The sequence below is a fragment of the Flavisphingomonas formosensis genome (assembly GCF_009755815.1).
GTDB lineage: Bacteria > Pseudomonadota > Alphaproteobacteria > Sphingomonadales > Sphingomonadaceae > Flavisphingomonas > Flavisphingomonas formosensis.
In genome coordinates this window covers 59232-77733 of the sequence record NZ_WRPK01000014.1, presented here as the reverse complement: position 1 = coordinate 77733, position 18502 = coordinate 59232, and the positions used below count along the sequence as shown (strand labels likewise).

Genomic DNA, 18502 nt, shown 5'->3' with positions numbered 1-18502 from the left:
TCGCGCCGTAACTAACGGGCGAAAGGCGCGCCGTCAGGAGAGCGCGCCGAACGAGGGAAGGAGCCCGAAGCGATGCAGGACAACTGGCCCACAATCCGTTTCGATTATTCCGGCGCAGCGGTGCTGGTGACGGGCGGAACGAGCGGCATCGGGGCAGGCATCGCCGCAGCCTATCGCGCGGCAGGGGCGGACGTCACCATCACCGGCACGCGCGCCTCGGCCGCCGACTATGACGAGGATCTTGCGGGATATCGCTATCTCAAGCTCGACATCGAGAGCCGAGAGAGCATCGACACGGTCGCCGCGGCGATCGACAAGGTGGACATCCTCATCAACAATGCCGGCTTCGCCATGCCGAGCATCGGCCTCGACGAATATGATCCCGACATCTTCGATCGCGCCGTGTTCATGCATCTCAACGGCGGCTATCGCATGGCACGTAGACTGGTCGACAAGCTGGAGGAGAGCAAGCTGCCGGGCGGAGCCTCGGTGATCGGCATCGGATCCATGTCCTCCTATTTCGGGATCGAAATCGTGCCAGGCTATGGCGCCGCCAAGACCGGTCTTATCGGCCTGACCCGCGCGCTTGCCGTCGCCTGGGCGCGCCGCAACATTCGGGTGAACGCCGTCGCCGCCGGTCTCACGGAAAGCCGCATGACCGCCACGACCATCGCCAATCCCGCCTGGTCCGAGCCGACCCTGCAGCGCACCCCCGCCGGGCGACTGGGCGTTCCGGCGGACATTGCCGGACCGGTGCTCTTCCTCTCCAGCGCCGCCGCATCCTGGGTGACGGGCCAGACGCTGCCGGTGGACGGCGGCTTCACCGTGGCCGGCTGACGGAGGCGATGCGATGAGCGACGATGCCGACCGGCCCGGCCCCGATCATATCCGTTCCGTGTTCGAACGCTATGGCGCCCTGCTGAGCGCGGGCGATACGGACGGCATCGTGGCGCTGTTCGCGCCCGATGCGGTCGTGCGCGATCCGGTCGATGGGCCGGAATATCGCGGCCATCCGGCGATCCGGGCCTTCTATCAATCCGGTTTCGACGCCATGGGCGGCGGCATCCAGATGACGCTGGAGGGCAATGTCCGCGTTGCGGGACGCCACGGCGCCGCCGCCTTCATCGCCCGTACGATCAATCACAGCGAGATATTCGAGACCGACACGTTGGACGTCATGCGGTTCGACGGCGAGGGCCGGATCGTCGCGATGGACGCCTATTGGGGCCCATCCAACTTTCGTCGGGCGTAAACCCGACGCTTGCGGGTTGAGCGAAACGCCTTCGCGCTTTATCCCGCTCGCCCATGCTCAAGCTCTTCATCGGCAACAAGGCCTATTCCTCCTGGTCGCTGCGCGGCTGGCTCGCCGTTCGCCAGTCCGGCCTGCCGTTCGAGGAGATCGTCGTCCCGCTCTATGACGAGGATTGGGACAAGCGGCGCGAAGGCGACGAGTTCGCGCCCTCTTCGGGCAAGGTGCCGATCCTCTGGGATGACGAGACTGTCGTATGGGACAGCCTCGCCATCATCGAATATCTGGCGGACAAGACAGGGCGCGACCGCTTCTGGCCAGCCGACGACGCCGCCCGCGCGATGGCGCGATCCATGGCCGCCGAGATGCATTCGAGCTTCGCCAATCTGCGGCGCGAGCATTCGATGAATCTGCGCCACCGCCTGCCGCCGCGCGAGCTCAGCGAGGGCGTGCAGCAGGATGTCGTGCGCATCCTCGAACTCTGGGCGGAGGCGCGTGCGCGATTCGGCGGCACGGGGCCCTTCCTGTTCAGCGATTTCGGCGCGGCGGACATCATGTTCGCCCCGGTGATCACCCGCTTCGTGACCTATTCCATCCCGCTGCCCCGCTTCGCCGTCGCCTATGCCGAAGCGGTACTCACCCATCCCTTCATGCAGGACTGGCTCGCCGCCGCGCAGGAGGAACAATGGGTGATCGAGAAATTCGAGCCGCAACAGGCCGGAAAAATCTAAGCGATCCGCTCACGCTCCTTTTCAGGCACGTTACGCACGTTCCGACTCGCGGGGTGTTTCCACCCGTGTCGAAAATGCTCTAGGCGGACGCGATGCACGCCACGATCGATCCGCTCGACCTCACCCGACGCCTCATCGCCTGCCCCAGCGTCACGCCAGCGGATGCCGGCGCGCTGGACGTGATCGAAAACGCGCTGGGAGCGATCGGCTTCACCGTGCATCGTTTCGTCGCGGGCGAGGCGCCGGACGGGCCTGTCGAGAATCTCTTCGCCACGCGCGGCTCGGGCGGCCGCCATTTCGCCTTTGCCGGCCATAGCGACGTCGTCCCTCCCGGACCGGGCTGGACGAGCAATCCGTTCGAGCCTGCGGTGCGCGGCGATCTGCTGCACGGCCGCGGCGCGGTGGACATGAAAGGCGCGATCGCCGCCTTCATCTCCGCCGCAGAGCGCACCGCCGGCTCTTCCGGCACGCTCAGCCTGATCATCACCGGCGACGAGGAAGGCCCCGCCACCTATGGCACCGTGGCGCTGATGGATTGGATGGCCGAACGCGGCATCCGGCCCGATCTCTGCCTGGTAGGCGAGCCGACGTCCGAGGCACGGCTGGGCGATACGATCAAGATCGGCCGGCGCGGCTCGGTCAATATGTGGATCGACGTGCCCGGAACTCAGGGTCATGTCGCCTATCCGCATCTCGCGGACAATCCGGTACCACGGCTCGTGCGGCTGCTCGATGCGCTCGACCGCTGGACGCTGGATGACGGCAACGACTGGTTCCAACCCTCCAACCTCGAAATTACCGATATCGAGACCGGCAACGCCGCGACCAACGTGATTCCGGCGCGCGCCGGAGCGCGACTGAACATCCGCTTCAACGATCTGCAGCGCGGCCAGGCGCTGGTCGATCATGTCCGCGCGCTGATTCAGAACCACGCGCCGGGCGCGCATCTCGATGCCCGCATCTCGGGCGAGGCCTTCCTCACCGAGCCCGGCACGCTCTCGACACTGGTTTCCGAGGCCATCGCTGGCGTCACCGGCGTCACGCCAAAGCTGTCGACCAGCGGCGGCACGTCCGACGCGCGCTTCCTTTCGCGCATCTGCCCGGTGGTGGAGTTCGGCCTGCCCAACGCGACGATGCACAAGCTGGACGAGGCAGTCGCGATTGCGGACCTCTATCGCCTCACCGATATCTACGCAGACGTGATCGAGCGCACCCTGCGCGACTGATCGAAGGGGGTGACCCGCCCCGAAATCCAGTCGACGAAGATCTGCTCGTCGACAGGTTTCGACAGGGTATAGCCCTGGATCAGATCGCAGCCGATGACGCGCAGCACCTGCCGCTGTGCATCGTCTTCAACGCGTTCGGCGACGACTTCGTAGCCGAGTCCGTGGACCAGGTTGATCATCGAATGGACCATCGCCCGCGTCTCGGACGAACGCACGATGTCCTGGATCAGACTGCCGTCGAGCTTCACCCGGTCGAGCGGCATGTCCTTCATCCTGGCGAAATTGGAATAACCTGTGCCGAAATCGTCGATCGCGATGGCGATGCCCCAGCCGCGCAGCCGCGCTATGCTTTCGAGCACTGCCGGGCTGCATTGCATCGCCAGCGTTTCGGTGATCTCAATCTCCAGCTTCGAGTAGGGTGCGCCGCTGCTTTCCACTGCGAGACGCAGGCGATCGACGAAATCCGGCCGTTCGAGTTGCCGCGGGCTGACGTTGAAGGTCAGCCGCTGGCTGAGGCCCTGGCGGTGCCAGCGCGCCAGCGTGTCCGCGACGGCATCCACCACCCAGCCGCCAATATCGACGATCAGGCCATTTTCCTCCGCAGCGGCGATGAAGGAGCCAGGCATGCGCAGCCCTTGGGTGGGATGGCGCCAGCGGATTAGGGCCTCGGCCGCTACGATCGTATCGGTGCGCACGTCGAGCTGCGGCTGGAAGACCAGCTCAAACTCGTTGCGCTCGACCGCCTGACGCAGCTCGCGCTCAAGTTTAAGCTTATCTTCGAACTGCGCTGCCAGGGCATCGGTGAAGAACTGCACCTGATTGCGGCCATTTGCCTTGGCCTCGTACATCGCAACGTCCGCGGCGCGCATCAGACAGCTCAGATCGCCGCCATGCATGGGATAGAGCGCGACCCCAATCGACGCGCCTATATCGAGCGAATGATCGCTCATATGGAAAGGTTCGGACAGACCGTAGAGAATGCGGCGCGCGAGGCGCAGGGCGTGGCTCTGATCACGAAGCCCGGCGAACAGCAGGGTGAACTCGTCGCCGGCAAGACGTGCGACGATCGGTTCCGGCAGTTCGCTCCCCGCGCCGCCGATCCCTTCGCCAGCCGCGACGTGGCGCAGCCGGTTGGCCACCATCATCAGCAGCTGATCGCCCTGCGCATGACCCAGGCTGTCATTCACCTGCTTGAAGCGGTCGAGATCGATGAACAGCAAGGCGGCTACGCTGCCATGAGGAATACCGGCGAGCAGCTGCTCGGCATCGCGGCGGAACTTGACGCGGTTCGGCAATGAGGTGACTGGATCATACATCGCCAGCGCGTTCACGCTTTCAAGATTGGCGCGCACCTGGGCGAAGAGGCCCTCGACGGCAGTCGCCAACATCGGCAGCGTCGCCGATACCGAGTTCGGCGTGGGTGACAGCAAATCTCCCTCCGCCGCCTGGACGATCCGATCCGACACCGCGTCCACAGCTTCGGCGGTGCCGGCGATCGCACGCTCGGCCGAGCCCCAGCTCATCACGCCACAGACGATGGCGATGATCAACGCGCTCAGCACTTGGCCGTGCGTGCCGGCCTTTGGCGCCCCCGCCAGCAAAGCCAGAATGAAGACGACGGCTCCGGCAGCTAGCGCGAACGCGACCGCGCGGCTCTTGAGCGAGAAACCTTCCATGCCGTAAGAGCCTGCCCCCTGATGCCAGACCGGATCTGGTCCGGTCTTCCCTCGACGGCGCTATGACACGGAGGGAGTTAAGAAATCCTCGTCAGGCAGGACGATCGCGCCGGCGCAGCACGATATAGAGGGCGCCGGTGCCGCCGTGCCGCGGATGAGCGCCCCGCACCGCGGCGATGTCGGCGACGTGACGGGACGCCGCCAGCCAATCCCCGACGGCAGCGCGGATAGCGCCGCGGCGAGGTCCCTCGCTCTGTTGCGGCCGCGGTTTGCCTGTGACGAGCAGGATCAGGCGGCCGCCTCGTGCCAAAGTGCGCGCAATACCGGCATCCAAGGCCGCATGGGCGCTGGCCAGCGTGTGGCCATGAAGATCGATCGTCGCATCGGGCTCGACGATGCCGCGGCGAAGCCGGCGATCCCAGCCGCCGTCCAGCGTTTCGCCAGGGCTCGGCCGGGAAGCCGGTTCACCGCGACGAGCGGGCGATGAGACCGGCGCAGGCTTCGTCGCCCGCTCCGTTTTCGCGGAGGGGGTTTCGGCCGCTGGCAGCGACGGGTGCATGGAACGATTGCCTTCGATCGGGCGGACTGTCGCGATCACGCGCCGCCAGAGCATGGCTTCTTCAGGGTCGAGCTGCCGCCCCGCCACCGCTGCCCCCCCGAGCGCGCGCCACGCTGCCGATCGGCAGCAGGATGGTGGCCTGTCCGCGCGAGGACATGCCGCCCGCCACGGTCCGGGCATTGTCGCCCGCACCCCAGAAGGTGTCGATGCGATTTGCTCCCTTGATCGCGCCGCCCGTATCCTGCGCGACCCACAAGCCGGTCGCCTCGCTGCGATCCATCTCAAGCCACACAGGCGCTCCCAAAGGAATATAGGCCGGATCGGCGGCGACAGAGACCCGGCCCGTGACCGGCACGCCCAGCGCACCCAACGGCCCCGGCCCGACGATTTCCTTGAAAAACACGAAGCTCTTGTTCTGCTGCATGATCGAGATGCCGCCATCCGGCTCCTGCCGCAGTCGGGCCATGACGCCCTGCATCGTCGCGGAGCCCGATGCGAGCATGCCGCGATCCTTCATCCATTTGCCTATACCGACATAATCGCGGCCATTCTGCCCGTCATAGCCGATCCGCATGATCGTGCCGTCGGGCAGGCGCAGCCGTCCCGAGCCCTGGACCTGGAGGAAGAAGAATTCGATAGGATCGGCGGCCCAGGCGATCTCCAACCCCTGCCCGGCAAGCGCGCCGCCATCGATCGCCGTTCGATCATGATAGGGAATGAGCGTGTTTGCGGACACGCGGCCGCGAATCCTCTTGCCCTTCAGGTCCGGCGCGAAGAGGCCGAGATCGACATCGATCAAGTCGGGCGGGCGGCGGTAGATCGGCACCGTGAAACCAGACGAGCGGCTGCGCGATCCGAGGATTTCGGGTTCATAATAGCCCGTCGCATAGGCGCTGCCGGTCCCGACAACCGCGGTTTCGAAATAGCGCGCAAAAAAACTCCGCGCGTCGCTGTCCGGCCAGGAGACGGCCGCGTTGCAGGCCGGCGCCCAATCCGATGGAATGGTAAGGCCGCTGCCGTCCGTCCGCTTGACGAGCGCCGGACAGGACAGCCTGAAGGCACCCAGCGCGGCGCGCGCGCCATCGGCAGTGATCGGCAGGCTTGCCACGGCAGGCCCCGGCTGAACCCCGGCACCACGGGCATTTGCGCCGCTCGCAGCGGGCGTCTGCGGCAGCGGCGCGGTCGACGGGCCGTGGGCAGGCGCCGGGATGGTGTCGGGAACGATGATCGGCAGCTTCGGCGCGGACGGCGCACGGCTACCGGCTGACTCCGGCGTGGAGGGTACGACACCACAAGCGGAAAGGAACAGCGCGGCGCCGAGCGCCGCGTAACGCAGCGCCGTCACGCCGCCTCGTCGGTCTCGACCAGAATCCAGTTGGGATCCTCCGCACGGACATGCCGGCTGAAGGTCCACAGATCGTGCGTCGGCACGGCATCGCTGAGCGAGCCGGCAATGACGTTGCCATCGGCATCGCGCGTCACCGCCGCGATATCAGCGTCGAAGCGCACCGTGATTACCGCCATCTGGCCGTCGAGCCGCGCCGCCTCGATCGATGCGTTTTCGATCGATACCAGGCGATTCTCCAATAGGTGGCCCGCCGCCTTACGATCGGCGATAGCCTGGGCGAACGCCTCGCGAACGTCGCCGTCGACCAGCCGGCCCAGCTCGCCTTCGTCGCCGCGCCAGAAGGCTTCCAATATCATGCGGTAGGCCGAGCGGGCTCCTTCCAGAAAACGCCGCACGTCGAACAGAGCATCGGCCTGTACGATCTGGCGAATGCCGTCCATTGCAGCAGGCGTTATCGCCGTATCCGCAGGCGAGATCGGCTGGGGCGCAAGATCGGCGATCGGGCGACTCACCGGCGCGGGCTGCGCAGGCGCCTCCGCCGGCTTCGCGATCGGCTGCTCATGGCCGGTGCGACGGCCCAGCACGCTGAACAGCCGCAGCCCTACCAGCAGGGCCACCATCGCCAATATGATGATCTCGACCAACCAATCCTCCGAACGGAACAACCCGTACATAGGCAAATCGACGTCAGGTTTCAAATGGCGCCGACTTTCCATCCATTGGGACGGCGACGTCGTCCGGTCAACCGGCCGTTCGCAAGCCGAGCCAACGGCCCACCCCGGGAATGCGCCGGAACAGCAGGAGTTCCGCAGCGCGCACCAAAAGCAGCGAGATGCCTCGGCGGACACCCGTCGCCACCACATCACATAGCGGAAAGGCGATCATGCCCAGACCGAAGCAGTGAGCAGGTCGAAACTCTTGGTTACTCCGAAAACTGACCCCTGCGGTGACGAATTTTGACAAGGCCGCGCGTCCTGCACCGCCATCAGAGGCAAAGGCGGGAGAGGACCAGGACGATTGCCAGCTCGGCGAGATGCGAGCCCCACTAGGCGATCAACGAGGCTCTCGCCGCAGTCGGCCGCCGGCGCCACGGCAAAGCCGTCACGCCGGACGGATCCAGACGTCAGTGAACGTTGATGCTGCCCACCGAGCCAAGCAGGCCGAAAGCCTGCAGCAGCCAGAGAATCACGAAGATGACGACGACCGCGTTGAGGATGGTTTTGATCGATCCGGCCATCGGGATGTAATTGTTGACGAGCCATAGCAGCACGCCGACCACGATGAGAACGATGATGATGTTGATCAACATGGGGCCTTCTCCAGACCGGCGCGCGATGGTCGCTGCCGTAACGAAGCCATCAACCCGAAGGCCGCGACAAATGTTCCGCCGGCAAGCCTGAAAGCCGCTTGGAAACGCGCCCGCAGCGCATTGGCGGGCCTGCCCCGCTTACCATGTCTCCGGCGATACAATTCGCGACACTTTTCTCCAGACCCCGACAAAATCGTGCGACAGGCCGAACGCATTTTCCTCTCAACGCCAATCACGGCGTTCGTGAAGGGAGATATACGATGAAGAAGCTGATCCTCGCCGCGCTGGCCGCCTCCGTCGTCGCAACGCCGGTGCTCGCGGCTCCTTATGATCACCGCCCGCCCGTACAGAAGCAGGTGATCGTGAAGAAGAAGGTCACCACGGTTAAGTATCGTAGCTGGCACAAGGGCGATCGTTTCAATCACCGCTATGCTCGAAACTATCGGGTGATCAGCACCCCCAACCGTTATCATCTGCGCCCCGCGCCCAAGGGCTATCGCTGGGTCCAGTCGGGCAATGACGCGGTGCTGGTCGGCATCGCCAGCGGGATCATCAGCTCGGTGATCGTCAACGGCATCCGCTGATCCCGCTAGACATAGAGGCCCATGGCCCCCGGCCGGACGAACCGGCCGGGGGCTCTCGTCACAAGCCGCGCAGAAATTCTATCGCAGCGGCCGTCATATCCGCTCCGATGGCGTGGCCATAGCCTTCGCTCGCCATCAGCGAGACGTCATGTCCAGCCGCGCGGAGCGCCGCCTCAGCCTCGCCGGCGAGTGGGAACGGCATCATCGTGTCGAGCTTATCGTGCAGCAGCAGCACCGCGGGCGATCCCGACCGCGCCGGGGATAGCGGAGCCGCCAGCCGCCCTGCTACAGCCACAACGGCCCCGAACGTGCCGCCGCCCACCACCGCCGCGAGCGACATGATCGATCCCTGGCTGAAGCCGGCCAGTGCGATCGCATTCCGTGCAACGCCCCGGTCATGGGCCAAGCCGTCGATCCGTGCGAGCAAGCCCGGCAACGCCGCCGCCACGCGGGCGGGCCGATTGGTCTCGGTCACGCCCTTGATGGAAAACCACTGCCGCCCTCGCGGCGGAGGCATGTCATAAGGTTCCGGCCCGTCCAGCGCGACCGCTTCCGCGCCGATCGCAGCGGCAAGCGCCTCGCCGAAAGGCGCGATGTCCGCTGCGCACGAACCGACGCCATGGAGCGCCACGATCAGGCGGATCGTCATGCCCTCTCCTCCATCCCTATCCGCGCCGGGCTATCGTCCGCGATCGATGGCTGCGATCATCATCAAGGTTGCACGATCACAAGGGCAGCGCGCCGGAATCGACCGGCACGCCGCCCTCCCCAATTCCTGATACTTGATATTACTCCGCTGCTTCGTCCAGCCGCTCGACAGCAAGCGCGGCTTCGGCATCGTGGCCGATCAGCCTGTCGTAATTCTTATGCATGCGCAGGACATTCTGCTCGCGCCGACCGAAGATGATCGACGGGACCGCACCATTCTCCATCATGATCTGCGAGTTGGACTGGACCTTCATGTCCTCTTCCATCGCAACGGTGAGCACCATCGCCGCCATCGCCTCGTCGCGTGCCTTCTGTTCCGCGTCCGGATTCCGGCCCCATCCGTAGAAGCGGATGTTGTAATCGCATCGACCCGGATCGTCGCTCGGATCGCTGCGCTGGAATATCGCCATGCCTTCGCCGACGCTCACGATCGTATTGGGGAAAATCGCATTGGAAACGGAGAAGCCGCAATATTCCGGCCATTCCTCTTCCGGCATGTCCCGCATCGCAAGCATCTCCGGACTGACATTCACCAGCGAGTGATGCAGGCCGAAATCGATATGGCGGAAGAATTTGAGGGTCATGGGCCCGACGGTCTGGGGATGCAGGAAGGGCACATGATAGCCCTCCACGCCGCCATCCACCGCATGCTTCCAGTTGATCCGCGCCGTCTGACTGTGGCCGCTGATCAACCGGAGATTTTCCATGTGGTAACCGGCAAGATGCTGTTTCATCGGCCCCATGAACGCGTCGAAATCAAGATGGCCGTCCGGTTGCGGATGGACGACGATCACGCCGATTTCCTCGTGGATCGGCAAGGCGATCAGGCCGCGATCCTCGAGCAGTCCGTCAAACGAGTCCTTGCTCGGCACGCCGATCAGGTCGCCATGCGAGTTGAACGTCCAGGCATGATAGGGGCAGGTGAAGGTGGAGGCGTGGCCGCAGCCTTCGGCCAGCTGCACGCCGCGGTGGCGGCAGGCATTGAGGAAAGCCCGCGCTTTGCCGTCCTTGCCGCGCGTCAGCAGGATCGGCTTTCCTGCGATCGATGTCGCGTAATAATCCCCATTTTCGGGAATATCGGCGGAATAGGCGACGAGCTGCGGGCGATTGAGGAAGAATTCCTCCTTTTCCTTCAGGAACCGCGCCTTGTCGGTGAAACGGCCGATGTCGACCTCCCAAGCCGGCTCGTTCGCATATTGCATCTCGTCCCGCTCGATCATGCCGATCACCTCCCTGGCGATCGCAATCCGTGCCGCGCGCTCCATCTCGCTCTCCTTCGCTAGGTTCGTGGCGGCTACCCCGCTCTCCAAACGACAGGCAGATTAATGACGAATGCGTCTTTTTACAAAGAATATTCTACGCATCTGCATCAGATATAACCGGACGCAAGCGGCTTTATGATAAAAATACCGCGTACTGGCCGATCAACCCGCTTCCTTCCAGCGCCCTGCTTCGTCCTGGCGCCAGAAATATCGATCGATCCCGTCCCGGCCGGCCAATCCGCGCCAGGCGGCCCGGGCAGCATCGATCGTCAGCGAATCGAAGAAATGGAATGCGCGATCAAATGCGAGCGCCTCTTCCCGCCAGCGCCCATCCACCAGCGCGACAGCCCGGGCAGCGTTGAGCGGCACCGGCGCATTGCTCAGCAGGACCAGCTGATCGGCCTCTCCCTCTTCCCCTGCCAGGCCATGCGGCAGGAAGCTGTCCGGTCGATAGGTCCATAGATGCGCATCCAGCCGTGCGAGCAAGCTCCTCTCTTCGGCAACGACGAGCAGCCGCCCGCCGCCTTCGACGATTCGCTCTGCAATACGCGGCAGCGCGCGTTCGACGGGCGTCGCGGCGAGATGATAGAAATCAACGCGCACGGCGCCCGCCTCTGCCGGCTCAGCGCTCGAAATTATCCGCGACGAACTGATCGAGCAGGCGCACGCCGAAGCCGGTCGCGCCCTTGTCCCACAGCGTGCCCGGCTTCGCCGCCCAGACCATGCCGGCGATATCGAGATGCGCCCAACGCGTATCGCCTTCGATGTAGCGCAGCAGGAACTGGGCCGCCGAGATCGAGCCGGCATCGCGCGGACCGACATTCTTCATGTCAGCGATCGGCGATTCGATCAGCTTGTCATAGGCATCGGAAAGCGGGAAGCGCCACAGCGCGTCGCCCGAAGCCTTGCCGGCGGCGAGAAGCTGATCGGCCAGCGTGTCGCTGTTCGAAAAGAGGCCCCCATGCTCGTGGCCGAGCGCGATGATCATCGCGCCGGTCAGCGTCGCGAGATCGATGATCGTATGCGGCTGATAATTTTTCTGCACCCAGGTGAGCGCATCGCACAGCACCAGCCGGCCCTCGGCATCGGTGTTGATCACCTCGACGGTCTGGCCGGACATGGTGGTGACGACATCGCCGGGGCGCTGCGCCTTGCCGTCGGGCATGTTTTCGACGAGTCCGCAGATGCCGACGACATGCACCTTCGCCTTGCGCGCGGCGAGAGCGCGAATGGCGCCCGCCACCGCACCGGCCCCGCCCATGTCCCACTTCATGTCCTCCATGCCCGCCGGCGGCTTCAGCGAGATGCCGCCGGTATCGAAGGTCACGCCCTTGCCCACGAAGGCGAGCGGCGGATTGCCGCTGTCTCCGGTGCCGTTCCAGCGCATCACGAGCAGGCGTGCGGGACGATCCGATCCCTGCGCAACGCCGAGCAGCGCCCCCATGCCGGCGGCGCGCATCGCATCCTCGTCCAGCACGCTGATCTCGACACCGAGCTCACGCATCGGCAGGCAGCGTTCGACAAAGCTTTCCGGATAGATGATGTTGGCAGGCTCGGAGACCAGCTCGCGCGTGAAAGCGATGCCCTGGGCCAGGCCCTCCAGCGGCGCCCATGCGGCCTCGACGCCCGCGGGCGCGCCGACGATGACGACCTCCTTGAGGCTCGGGCGCGATTTTTCAGGCAAGCGGGTACGGTAGAGGTCGTAGCGCCAGCTGCGCAGCAGCGCGCCGAAAGCGATATGCGCGCCGGCCCCTGCATCCGTCCCTGCGCGCGACAGATCGACGACCAGCACTTCCTCACCCGAGGTTAGCAAGCGTGCCGACAGAGCCGAGCCCAGCGCTTCCCAGGCCTTTGCGTCCGGATTGGAGCCGGCGCCGGACAGCAGGGTACGACGCACCCCGCCCTCTTCCGGCAAATACAGCTCGAGGATGTTGCCCTTGTCGCCCTCGAAGCGCGCCGCGCCGGCGGCGCTGGCGGCGAGCGGCGGCAGCGCGGGATCGAGCGCGGTACCGGCTGCGACGGGGAGAGCGAGAACATAGGCGCCGGACGGACGGGTATCGGAAAAACGGACCAGCATGGAAAGGCAAACCTCCTCAGCGAAGGACAGGCTCTAGAACGGAATGCGACGCCGCGAAACCGCCAAGGCTCGAAGCGACCGATTTAGGAACGCAAGCGCGTTTTGGAATGGCCGTCGCAACGGCTCGCAGCCGCTGCCGCGACCCGGGGATGCCGGGAAGTTCGGATGGGCCGAGCCGCAAGTGATTGCAGGCTGGCGAGACAGATGCGATAGGCGCTCCTTCGTAGGGTGGTCGCGCGGGGACATGTGATCAGGGTTCGTTTGCTTTGCCTGTCCGCATTGCCGTTGGTGCTCTCCACCGCCACGGCCGTTCGTGCGCAGGATCTGACGCGTCCGGAGCCCGCCGTCGCCCCCGTTACCGATACGCCCCCGCCGGCGGATGACCAGCAGGTGACATTCACCGCCGATACGCTGACCTATGACGACAAGGCAGACGTCGTCACCGCTTCCGGAACCGTGCACATGCTGCGCGACGGCAACGAACTCCATGCCGACACGGTGACCTGGAACCGGACGACCGGCCAGGTCCGCGCGATCGGCAACGTCGCGATCCGCAATCCCAATGGAGACATTGCCTATGGCGACAATGTCGAGCTGACCGACACGCTCAAGGACGGCGTGGCGGACAATATGCTGCTCGTCCTCGAAAATGGCGGGCGCATCGCGGCAGTGCACGGCACGCGGGTGAATGGCGTGTCGACGATGGAGCACGCTGCCTACACCCCGTGCGCTGTGGTGAGCTCCGAGGGCTGCCCGAAGACGCCGCTCTGGCAGATCAATGCCGTCCGGGTGGTCCACAATCCTGCCAAGCACCGCGTCTTCTACAAGGATGCGACGCTCTCGCTCCTCGGCGTGCCTATCCTGGCATTGCCCGGCATCTCGCATCCGGACGGCAATGGCGGCGGCGGCCCCGGCCTTCTCGTGCCCGAAATCCAGTATAACAGGACCAACGGGCTCCAGCTGGCGCTGCCCTATTATGTCAAGCTCGCGCCGAACAAGGACCTGACGGTCACGCCCTATCTCTACACCGGCGTGCTGCCAGCGCTCGAGGCAAAATATCGCAGCCTGCTGTCCTATGGCGCCTATCAGGTCGGGGGCATGATCACCTATGGAACCCGCCTGCCTGCCACGACGATCGGCGAATCCACGACCAACCTGGTCGGAACCCGCTCGATCCGCGGCTATATCGATGCCAATGGCACCTTTCAGCTGGGTACCGACTGGACGCTGACCGGTGTGCTGCGCCTATCGAGCGACCGCACGTTCCTGCGCCGCTACTCGATCAGCAATGACGATCGGCTGCGCTCGATGGTCAATGCTGAGCGGATCACGGCGGACAGCTATCTATCGATCGCCGGCTGGTACGTGCAGACGCTTCGCGCGGGGGATTCGCAAGGGAAGCAGCCGATCGCCTTGCCCGCGATCGACTATCGGCTACGCCTTCCGGAGAAGATACTGGGCGGACAGCTTCAGATCCAGGCGAACAGCCTCGGCATCATTCGGACAGCCGGACAGGACACGCAACGCGCCTTTGCCAGCATCGAGTGGGATATGCGGACGATCACGCCACTCGGCCAGGAGCTGACCCTGACCGCCTTCGGCCGCGGCGACGTCTACCATAGCAGCAATACCCTCTCGACCTCGGTCGACATTTATCGCGGCATGGCGGGGTGGCAAGGCCGCGGCACCGCCGCCTTCGCCGCGGACATGCGCTGGCCGTTCGTCGGCGAATTGTTCGGCGGCACCCAGGTGCTCTCCCCGCGAGTCCAGCTGGTCGCGGCCCCGCCCACGAAGAATCTCGAAATTCCCAATGAGGATTCGCGCGCCTTCGACCTCGACGATTCGAACATCTTCGCGCTGAATCGCTTCCCTGGCTATGATCGCTGGGAGGATGGCAACCGGGTCACCTACGGCCTCGAATGGAATTTCGATCGGCCGCGCTTCTCGATCACCACGATGATCGGCCAGAGCTATCGCCTGACCAACAAGGCCTCGCTCTTCCCGGTCGGGACCGGCCTCACCGATCGCTTCTCGGACATCGTCGGCCGTACCGAGATACGCTATGGCAACTTCCTGGAGCTGAGCCACCGATTCCGGCTCGACAAGGATACGCTGGCGCTGCGGCGGAACGAAATCGACGCCACGATCGGCAGCAAGCAGACCTACATCACGGTCGACTATCTCCGCCTCAACCGGAATATCGTGAACGATATCGAGGACTTGCAGGACCATGAGGAAATCCGGGTGGGCGCGCGCATAGCGATCAACCGGCACTGGTCGATCTTCGGATCGACGGTGGTCGACCTCACCAGCAAGAGCGAGGATCCGCTGTCGCTGGCCGACGGCTACCAGCCCGTGCGCGATCGCATCGGCGTCGAATATGACGACGATTGTTTCGAATTCGGGCTGACCTGGAAGCGCGACTATGATCAAACCGGTGACGCCCGGGCAGGAAGCACGGTCCTGTTGCGTCTGGCATTCAAGAATTTGGGCCGCTAAGCGTGCGTTCAGCCGACATGGGGGATGGCAGCCCGCAGCAGGCACGCGGGCAGCGCGAGCATATGGAGCGAGAGTGATCGTACAATCGAAGGGTATCTCGCGGCTGGGCAAGGCGGCCGTCATGGCTGGCGTGCTGCTGGCCGCCACCACGGCGATAGCCCAGAGCGTCGGCGACGATGACGATGCGACTCCGTCGGTGGGGCTCGACCTGCCGAAGGATCTGACCGTTTTCGGCCACAGCGATCCGAACGTCCACAAGGCTACGGCGATCGTAAACGGTACGATCATCACCGACACGGACGTCGATCAGCGCCTGGCGCTGGTGGTAGCCGCGAATGGCGGCAAGATCCCCGAGGACGAGAAGGAGCGGCTTCGGCTGCAGGTGCTCCGCAACCTGATCGACGAGACGCTGCAGATCCAGGAAGCGCGCGCTAACGACATCAAGATCTCCAAGGAGGAGATCCAGCAGACGTTCGAGCGCGTATCTTCCAATTTCAAGCGCACGCCCAATGATTTCGCCGCCTATCTGCGCGAGAAGGGCTCGTCGGAAGCCTCGATCAAGCGCCAGATCGAAGGCGAACTTTCGTGGAATCGCCTGTTGCGCCGGCGCGTCGAGCCCTTCGTTTCGGTCAGCGAGGAAGAGGTGAAGGCGGTGATCGACCGCCTCAATGCCTCCAAGGGCGCGCATGAATATCACGTCGCTGAAATCTATCTGTCGGCGACGCCGGACACCCAGGCGCAGGTGCTCGCCAATGCCCAGCGCATCGTCGACCAGGTCCGCAAGGGCGGCTCCTTCGTCGCCTATGCACGGCAATATTCCGAAGCATCGACCGCCGCGGTCGGCGGCGATCTCGGCTGGGTGCGCGCAGGGCAGCTTCCCGAAGCGCTGGCCCAGGCCGTGCAGACTCTTACCAACGGCCAGATCAGCGATCCGATCAGCGTACCAGGCGGCTACTCCGTCATCGCACTTGTTGACCAGCGTCAGGTGCTCACCTCCGACGCGCGCGACGCGGTGCTGAGCCTCAAGCAGATCTCGATCACCTTCCCGCCCAACCTCACCCAGACGACGGCGGCCCCCAAGGTGGAAGCGTTCGCCAAGGCCGTGCAGGGCATCCAGGGCTGCGGCAAGGTCGAGGAGGTCGCCTCGCAGATCGGTGCCGAGGTGGTGCAAAGCGATCAGGTGAAGGTGCGCGATCTGCCGCCGGCGCTACAGACGATGCTGGTCAATCTGTCGATCGGCCAGGCAACCCAGCCGTTCGGATCGCTGCAGGAGGGCATCCGCTCGCTCGTGCTGTGCGGACGTGACGATCCGCAGGTGTCGGACGGTCCGTCCTACGACCAGATTTACAACCAGATGCAGGAAGAGCGCGTGAACCGCCGTGCGCAGCGCTATCTGCGCGACCTGCGGCGCGACGCGGTGGTCGATTATCGATGAGCATGCCATGGGCCGTGTGAGCCCGCTTGCGGTTTCGCTCGGGGATCCGGCCGGCATCGGACCGGAGATCGTCGCCAAGGCTTGGGAACAACGCCTCGCGGCCAAGCTGCCACCGTTCTTTGCCGTCGGGGCCACACGGTCGATCCAGGCCGTATGGCAGGGCCCGATCATCCGCATTTCCGATCCGGCCGATGCCGAGACACTTTTTGGCGAGGCACTGCCGATCTTCGAGGTGGACGATGCCGCCGCGATCATTCCCGGCGAGCCGAACATGCCCGGCGCACGCTGTTCGCTCGATTCGCTGGAACTCGCTGCGGGCCTCGCCCGCTCCGGCGTCGCCGGAGCGCTGGTGACGGGTCCGGTGAGCAAGGCGCAGCTTTATGCGATCGGTTTCAACCACGCCGGCCAGACCGAGTTCATCGCCGAACGCTGCGGCATCTCGCGCGAGAATGTGGCGATGATGCTGGCGGGGCCGACATTGCGGGCCGTGCCGGTGACTACCCATGTCGCGCTGCGCGAGGTGCCCGACCTGATCAGCGTCGATCTGCTCCTCGCCAAGATCCGCACCACCGATCGCGGCCTACGTCGCAACTTCGGCATCGCCTCGCCCCGCCTCGCAGTGGCCGGCATCAACCCGCACGCCGGAGAGCAGGGCGCGCTCGGCCGCGAGGAGATCGAGGTCATCACGCCGGCGATCGAACTGGCGCGGGAGGAAGGAATAGACGTGGTGGGGCCGCTCGCCGCCGACACGATGTTTCATCCCCGGGCCCGCGCGACCTACGATGCCGCCATCTGCCTGTATCACGATCAGGCGCTCATCCCGCTCAAGACGCTGCATTTCGATGAAGGCGTGAACATGACGCTGGGCCTGCCGATCGTGCGCACCGCGCCCGATCACGGCACCGCCTTCCCGATCGCCGGACAGGATCGCGCCGAACCGGGGGCGATGATCGCCGCGATCGCCATGGCAGGCGAATGCGCGGTGTTCCGCGCGCTGGAGGGATGACCGACTCGCTCGGCGCGCTGCCGCCGCTTCGGGACGTCATTGCGCGTCACGGCCTGGCCGCGAGCAAGGCCCTCGGGCAGAATTTCCTGCTCGACGGGCAATTGCTCGACCGGATCGCACGCATTCCCGGCCCGCTCGACGGCGAAGCCGTCTACGAGGTCGGTCCTGGACCCGGCGGTCTCACCCGCGCTCTGCTTGGGGCCGGCGCCCGCGTCGTCGCCGTCGAGCGAGACGAACGCTGCCTGCCTGCCCTTGCCGAACTGAGCGCGGCCGCCGATGGACGGCTGCGTGTCATTTCCGGCGATGCTATGGAGGTGGACGAGGCCGCCGAAGCAGGAGCCGGCGCCCATATCGTCGCCAATCTCCCCTATAATGTCGGCACGGCGTTGCTCGTGCGCTGGTTGACCGGCGGAAGCTGGCCGCCATGGTGGCGTTCGCTCACGCTGATGTTCCAGAAGGAAGTGGCAGAGCGGATCGTCGCCAGGCCGGGATCCGGCGCCTATGGGCGCCTCGCCGTTCTCGCGCAGTGGCGCAGCCAGGCGCGGATCGCGATGAGCGTCCATCGCTCCGCCTTCGTGCCGCCTCCCAAGGTGATGTCGGCGGTGGTCCACATCACACCCGCCTCGCAACCGGACGGCGTCGAGGTGCGAACGATCGAGGCACTGACCGGCGCCGCTTTCGGCCAGCGGCGCAAGATGCTGCGCCAGAGCCTGAAAGCGCTACCCGGCGCGCTCACAGCCCTGGAGGCGGTCGGTATCGATTCCGCCCGCCGGGCGGAAACGCTGTCGGTGGATGAGTTCGTCCAGATCGCCCGGGCGATGTAGGTCGGGATC

At 65.2% G+C, this 18502-nt stretch carries 18 protein-coding genes; 9 read left to right on the top strand and 9 right to left on the bottom strand.

Annotated elements, in window-relative coordinates:
* Positions 1–72 precede the first annotated feature (72 nt).
* The 4 genes from GQY20_RS28590 to dapE all read left to right on the top strand — a co-directional run bounded on the left by GQY20_RS28590 (position 73) and on the right by dapE (position 3206).
* Positions 73–837 carry an SDR family NAD(P)-dependent oxidoreductase gene (locus GQY20_RS28590; protein ID WP_157220585.1) on the top strand — a complete coding sequence of 255 codons (765 nt, stop codon included), beginning with the start codon at positions 73–75 and terminating at the stop codon, positions 835–837.
* Between the two features lie 13 nt (positions 838–850).
* The gene (locus tag GQY20_RS28585) at positions 851–1252 is read left to right on the top strand and encodes a nuclear transport factor 2 family protein (protein WP_157220584.1); all 402 of its coding nucleotides are present in this window, start codon (positions 851–853) and stop codon (positions 1250–1252) included.
* 53 nt (positions 1253–1305) lie between these two features.
* On the top strand, positions 1306–1980 hold the full coding sequence (locus tag GQY20_RS28580) for a glutathione S-transferase family protein (RefSeq protein ID WP_157220583.1): 675 nt from the start codon (positions 1306–1308) through the stop codon (positions 1978–1980).
* A gap of 92 nt (positions 1981–2072) precedes the next feature.
* Positions 2073–3206: a succinyl-diaminopimelate desuccinylase gene (gene dapE, locus GQY20_RS28575; protein WP_157220582.1), complete on the top strand. Its 1134-nt coding sequence runs from the start codon at positions 2073–2075 to the stop codon at positions 3204–3206.
* Here the strand turns inward: dapE and GQY20_RS28570 are convergent.
* The 5 genes from GQY20_RS28570 to GQY20_RS28550 all read right to left on the bottom strand — a co-directional run bounded on the left by GQY20_RS28570 (position 3170) and on the right by GQY20_RS28550 (position 8098).
* Positions 3170–4882 (bottom strand): putative bifunctional diguanylate cyclase/phosphodiesterase, encoded by a 1713-nt coding sequence (locus tag GQY20_RS28570; protein ID WP_157220581.1) that lies wholly within the window; start codon positions 4880–4882, stop codon positions 3170–3172. The two genes, dapE and GQY20_RS28570, sit on opposite strands and share 37 nt — an antisense overlap.
* A gap of 91 nt (positions 4883–4973) precedes the next feature.
* Positions 4974–5528, bottom strand: a complete 555-nt coding sequence (locus GQY20_RS28565; protein WP_157220580.1) for a Smr/MutS family protein — start codon at positions 5526–5528, stop codon at positions 4974–4976.
* A complete protein-coding gene (gene mltA, locus GQY20_RS28560; RefSeq protein WP_157220579.1) occupies positions 5503–6786 on the bottom strand; it encodes a murein transglycosylase A in 1284 nt (427 codons plus the stop codon). The genes GQY20_RS28565 and mltA overlap by 26 nt, the downstream gene beginning before the upstream one ends.
* The gene (locus GQY20_RS28555) at positions 6783–7433 is read right to left on the bottom strand and encodes a Tim44/TimA family putative adaptor protein (protein ID WP_157220578.1); all 651 of its coding nucleotides are present in this window, start codon (positions 7431–7433) and stop codon (positions 6783–6785) included. The genes mltA and GQY20_RS28555 overlap by 4 nt, the downstream gene beginning before the upstream one ends.
* Positions 7434–7912: 479 nt before the next feature.
* Positions 7913–8098, bottom strand: coding sequence for a Thivi_2564 family membrane protein (locus GQY20_RS28550; protein ID WP_157220577.1), 186 nt, complete (start codon positions 8096–8098; stop codon positions 7913–7915).
* A gap of 260 nt (positions 8099–8358) precedes the next feature.
* On the opposite strand from GQY20_RS28550, the gene GQY20_RS28545 reads away from it, so the two are divergent.
* Entirely contained in the window at positions 8359–8682 is a 324-nt protein-coding gene (locus GQY20_RS28545; RefSeq protein ID WP_157220576.1) for an RcnB family protein, read from the top strand.
* Between the two features lie 58 nt (positions 8683–8740).
* On the opposite strand, the gene GQY20_RS28540 is transcribed toward GQY20_RS28545, so the two are convergent.
* The 4 genes from GQY20_RS28540 to GQY20_RS28525 all read right to left on the bottom strand — a co-directional run bounded on the left by GQY20_RS28540 (position 8741) and on the right by GQY20_RS28525 (position 12729).
* Positions 8741–9331 carry a dienelactone hydrolase family protein gene (locus GQY20_RS28540; protein ID WP_157220575.1) on the bottom strand — a complete coding sequence of 197 codons (591 nt, stop codon included), beginning with the start codon at positions 9329–9331 and terminating at the stop codon, positions 8741–8743.
* Between the two features lie 139 nt (positions 9332–9470).
* Complete coding sequence (locus GQY20_RS28535) at positions 9471–10655, bottom strand: aromatic ring-hydroxylating oxygenase subunit alpha (protein ID WP_157220574.1); 1185 nt, start codon at positions 10653–10655, stop codon at positions 9471–9473.
* 159 nt (positions 10656–10814) lie between these two features.
* Positions 10815–11255 (bottom strand): DNA polymerase III subunit chi, encoded by a 441-nt coding sequence (locus GQY20_RS28530; RefSeq protein ID WP_157220573.1) that lies wholly within the window; start codon positions 11253–11255, stop codon positions 10815–10817.
* A 19-nt stretch (positions 11256–11274) separates the two neighbouring features.
* A complete protein-coding gene (locus GQY20_RS28525) occupies positions 11275–12729 on the bottom strand; it encodes a leucyl aminopeptidase (RefSeq protein ID WP_157220572.1) in 1455 nt (484 codons plus the stop codon).
* A 270-nt stretch (positions 12730–12999) separates the two neighbouring features.
* Between GQY20_RS28525 and GQY20_RS28520 the strand changes: the two genes are divergently transcribed.
* The 4 genes from GQY20_RS28520 (at position 13000) to rsmA (ending at position 18493) form a co-directional block, all read left to right on the top strand.
* Entirely contained in the window at positions 13000–15228 is a 2229-nt protein-coding gene (locus GQY20_RS28520; RefSeq protein ID WP_408641147.1) for an LPS-assembly protein LptD, read from the top strand.
* A 121-nt stretch (positions 15229–15349) separates the two neighbouring features.
* Complete coding sequence (locus GQY20_RS28515) at positions 15350–16663, top strand: peptidylprolyl isomerase (RefSeq protein WP_157220665.1); 1314 nt, start codon at positions 15350–15352, stop codon at positions 16661–16663.
* Positions 16664–16670: 7 nt separating this feature from the next.
* Complete coding sequence (gene pdxA / locus GQY20_RS28510) at positions 16671–17669, top strand: 4-hydroxythreonine-4-phosphate dehydrogenase PdxA (protein WP_157220570.1); 999 nt, start codon at positions 16671–16673, stop codon at positions 17667–17669.
* Positions 17666–18493, top strand: a complete 828-nt coding sequence (rsmA, locus tag GQY20_RS28505; protein ID WP_157220569.1) for a 16S rRNA (adenine(1518)-N(6)/adenine(1519)-N(6))-dimethyltransferase RsmA — start codon at positions 17666–17668, stop codon at positions 18491–18493. The genes pdxA and rsmA overlap by 4 nt, the downstream gene beginning before the upstream one ends.
* Positions 18494–18502: the final 9 nt, after the last annotated feature.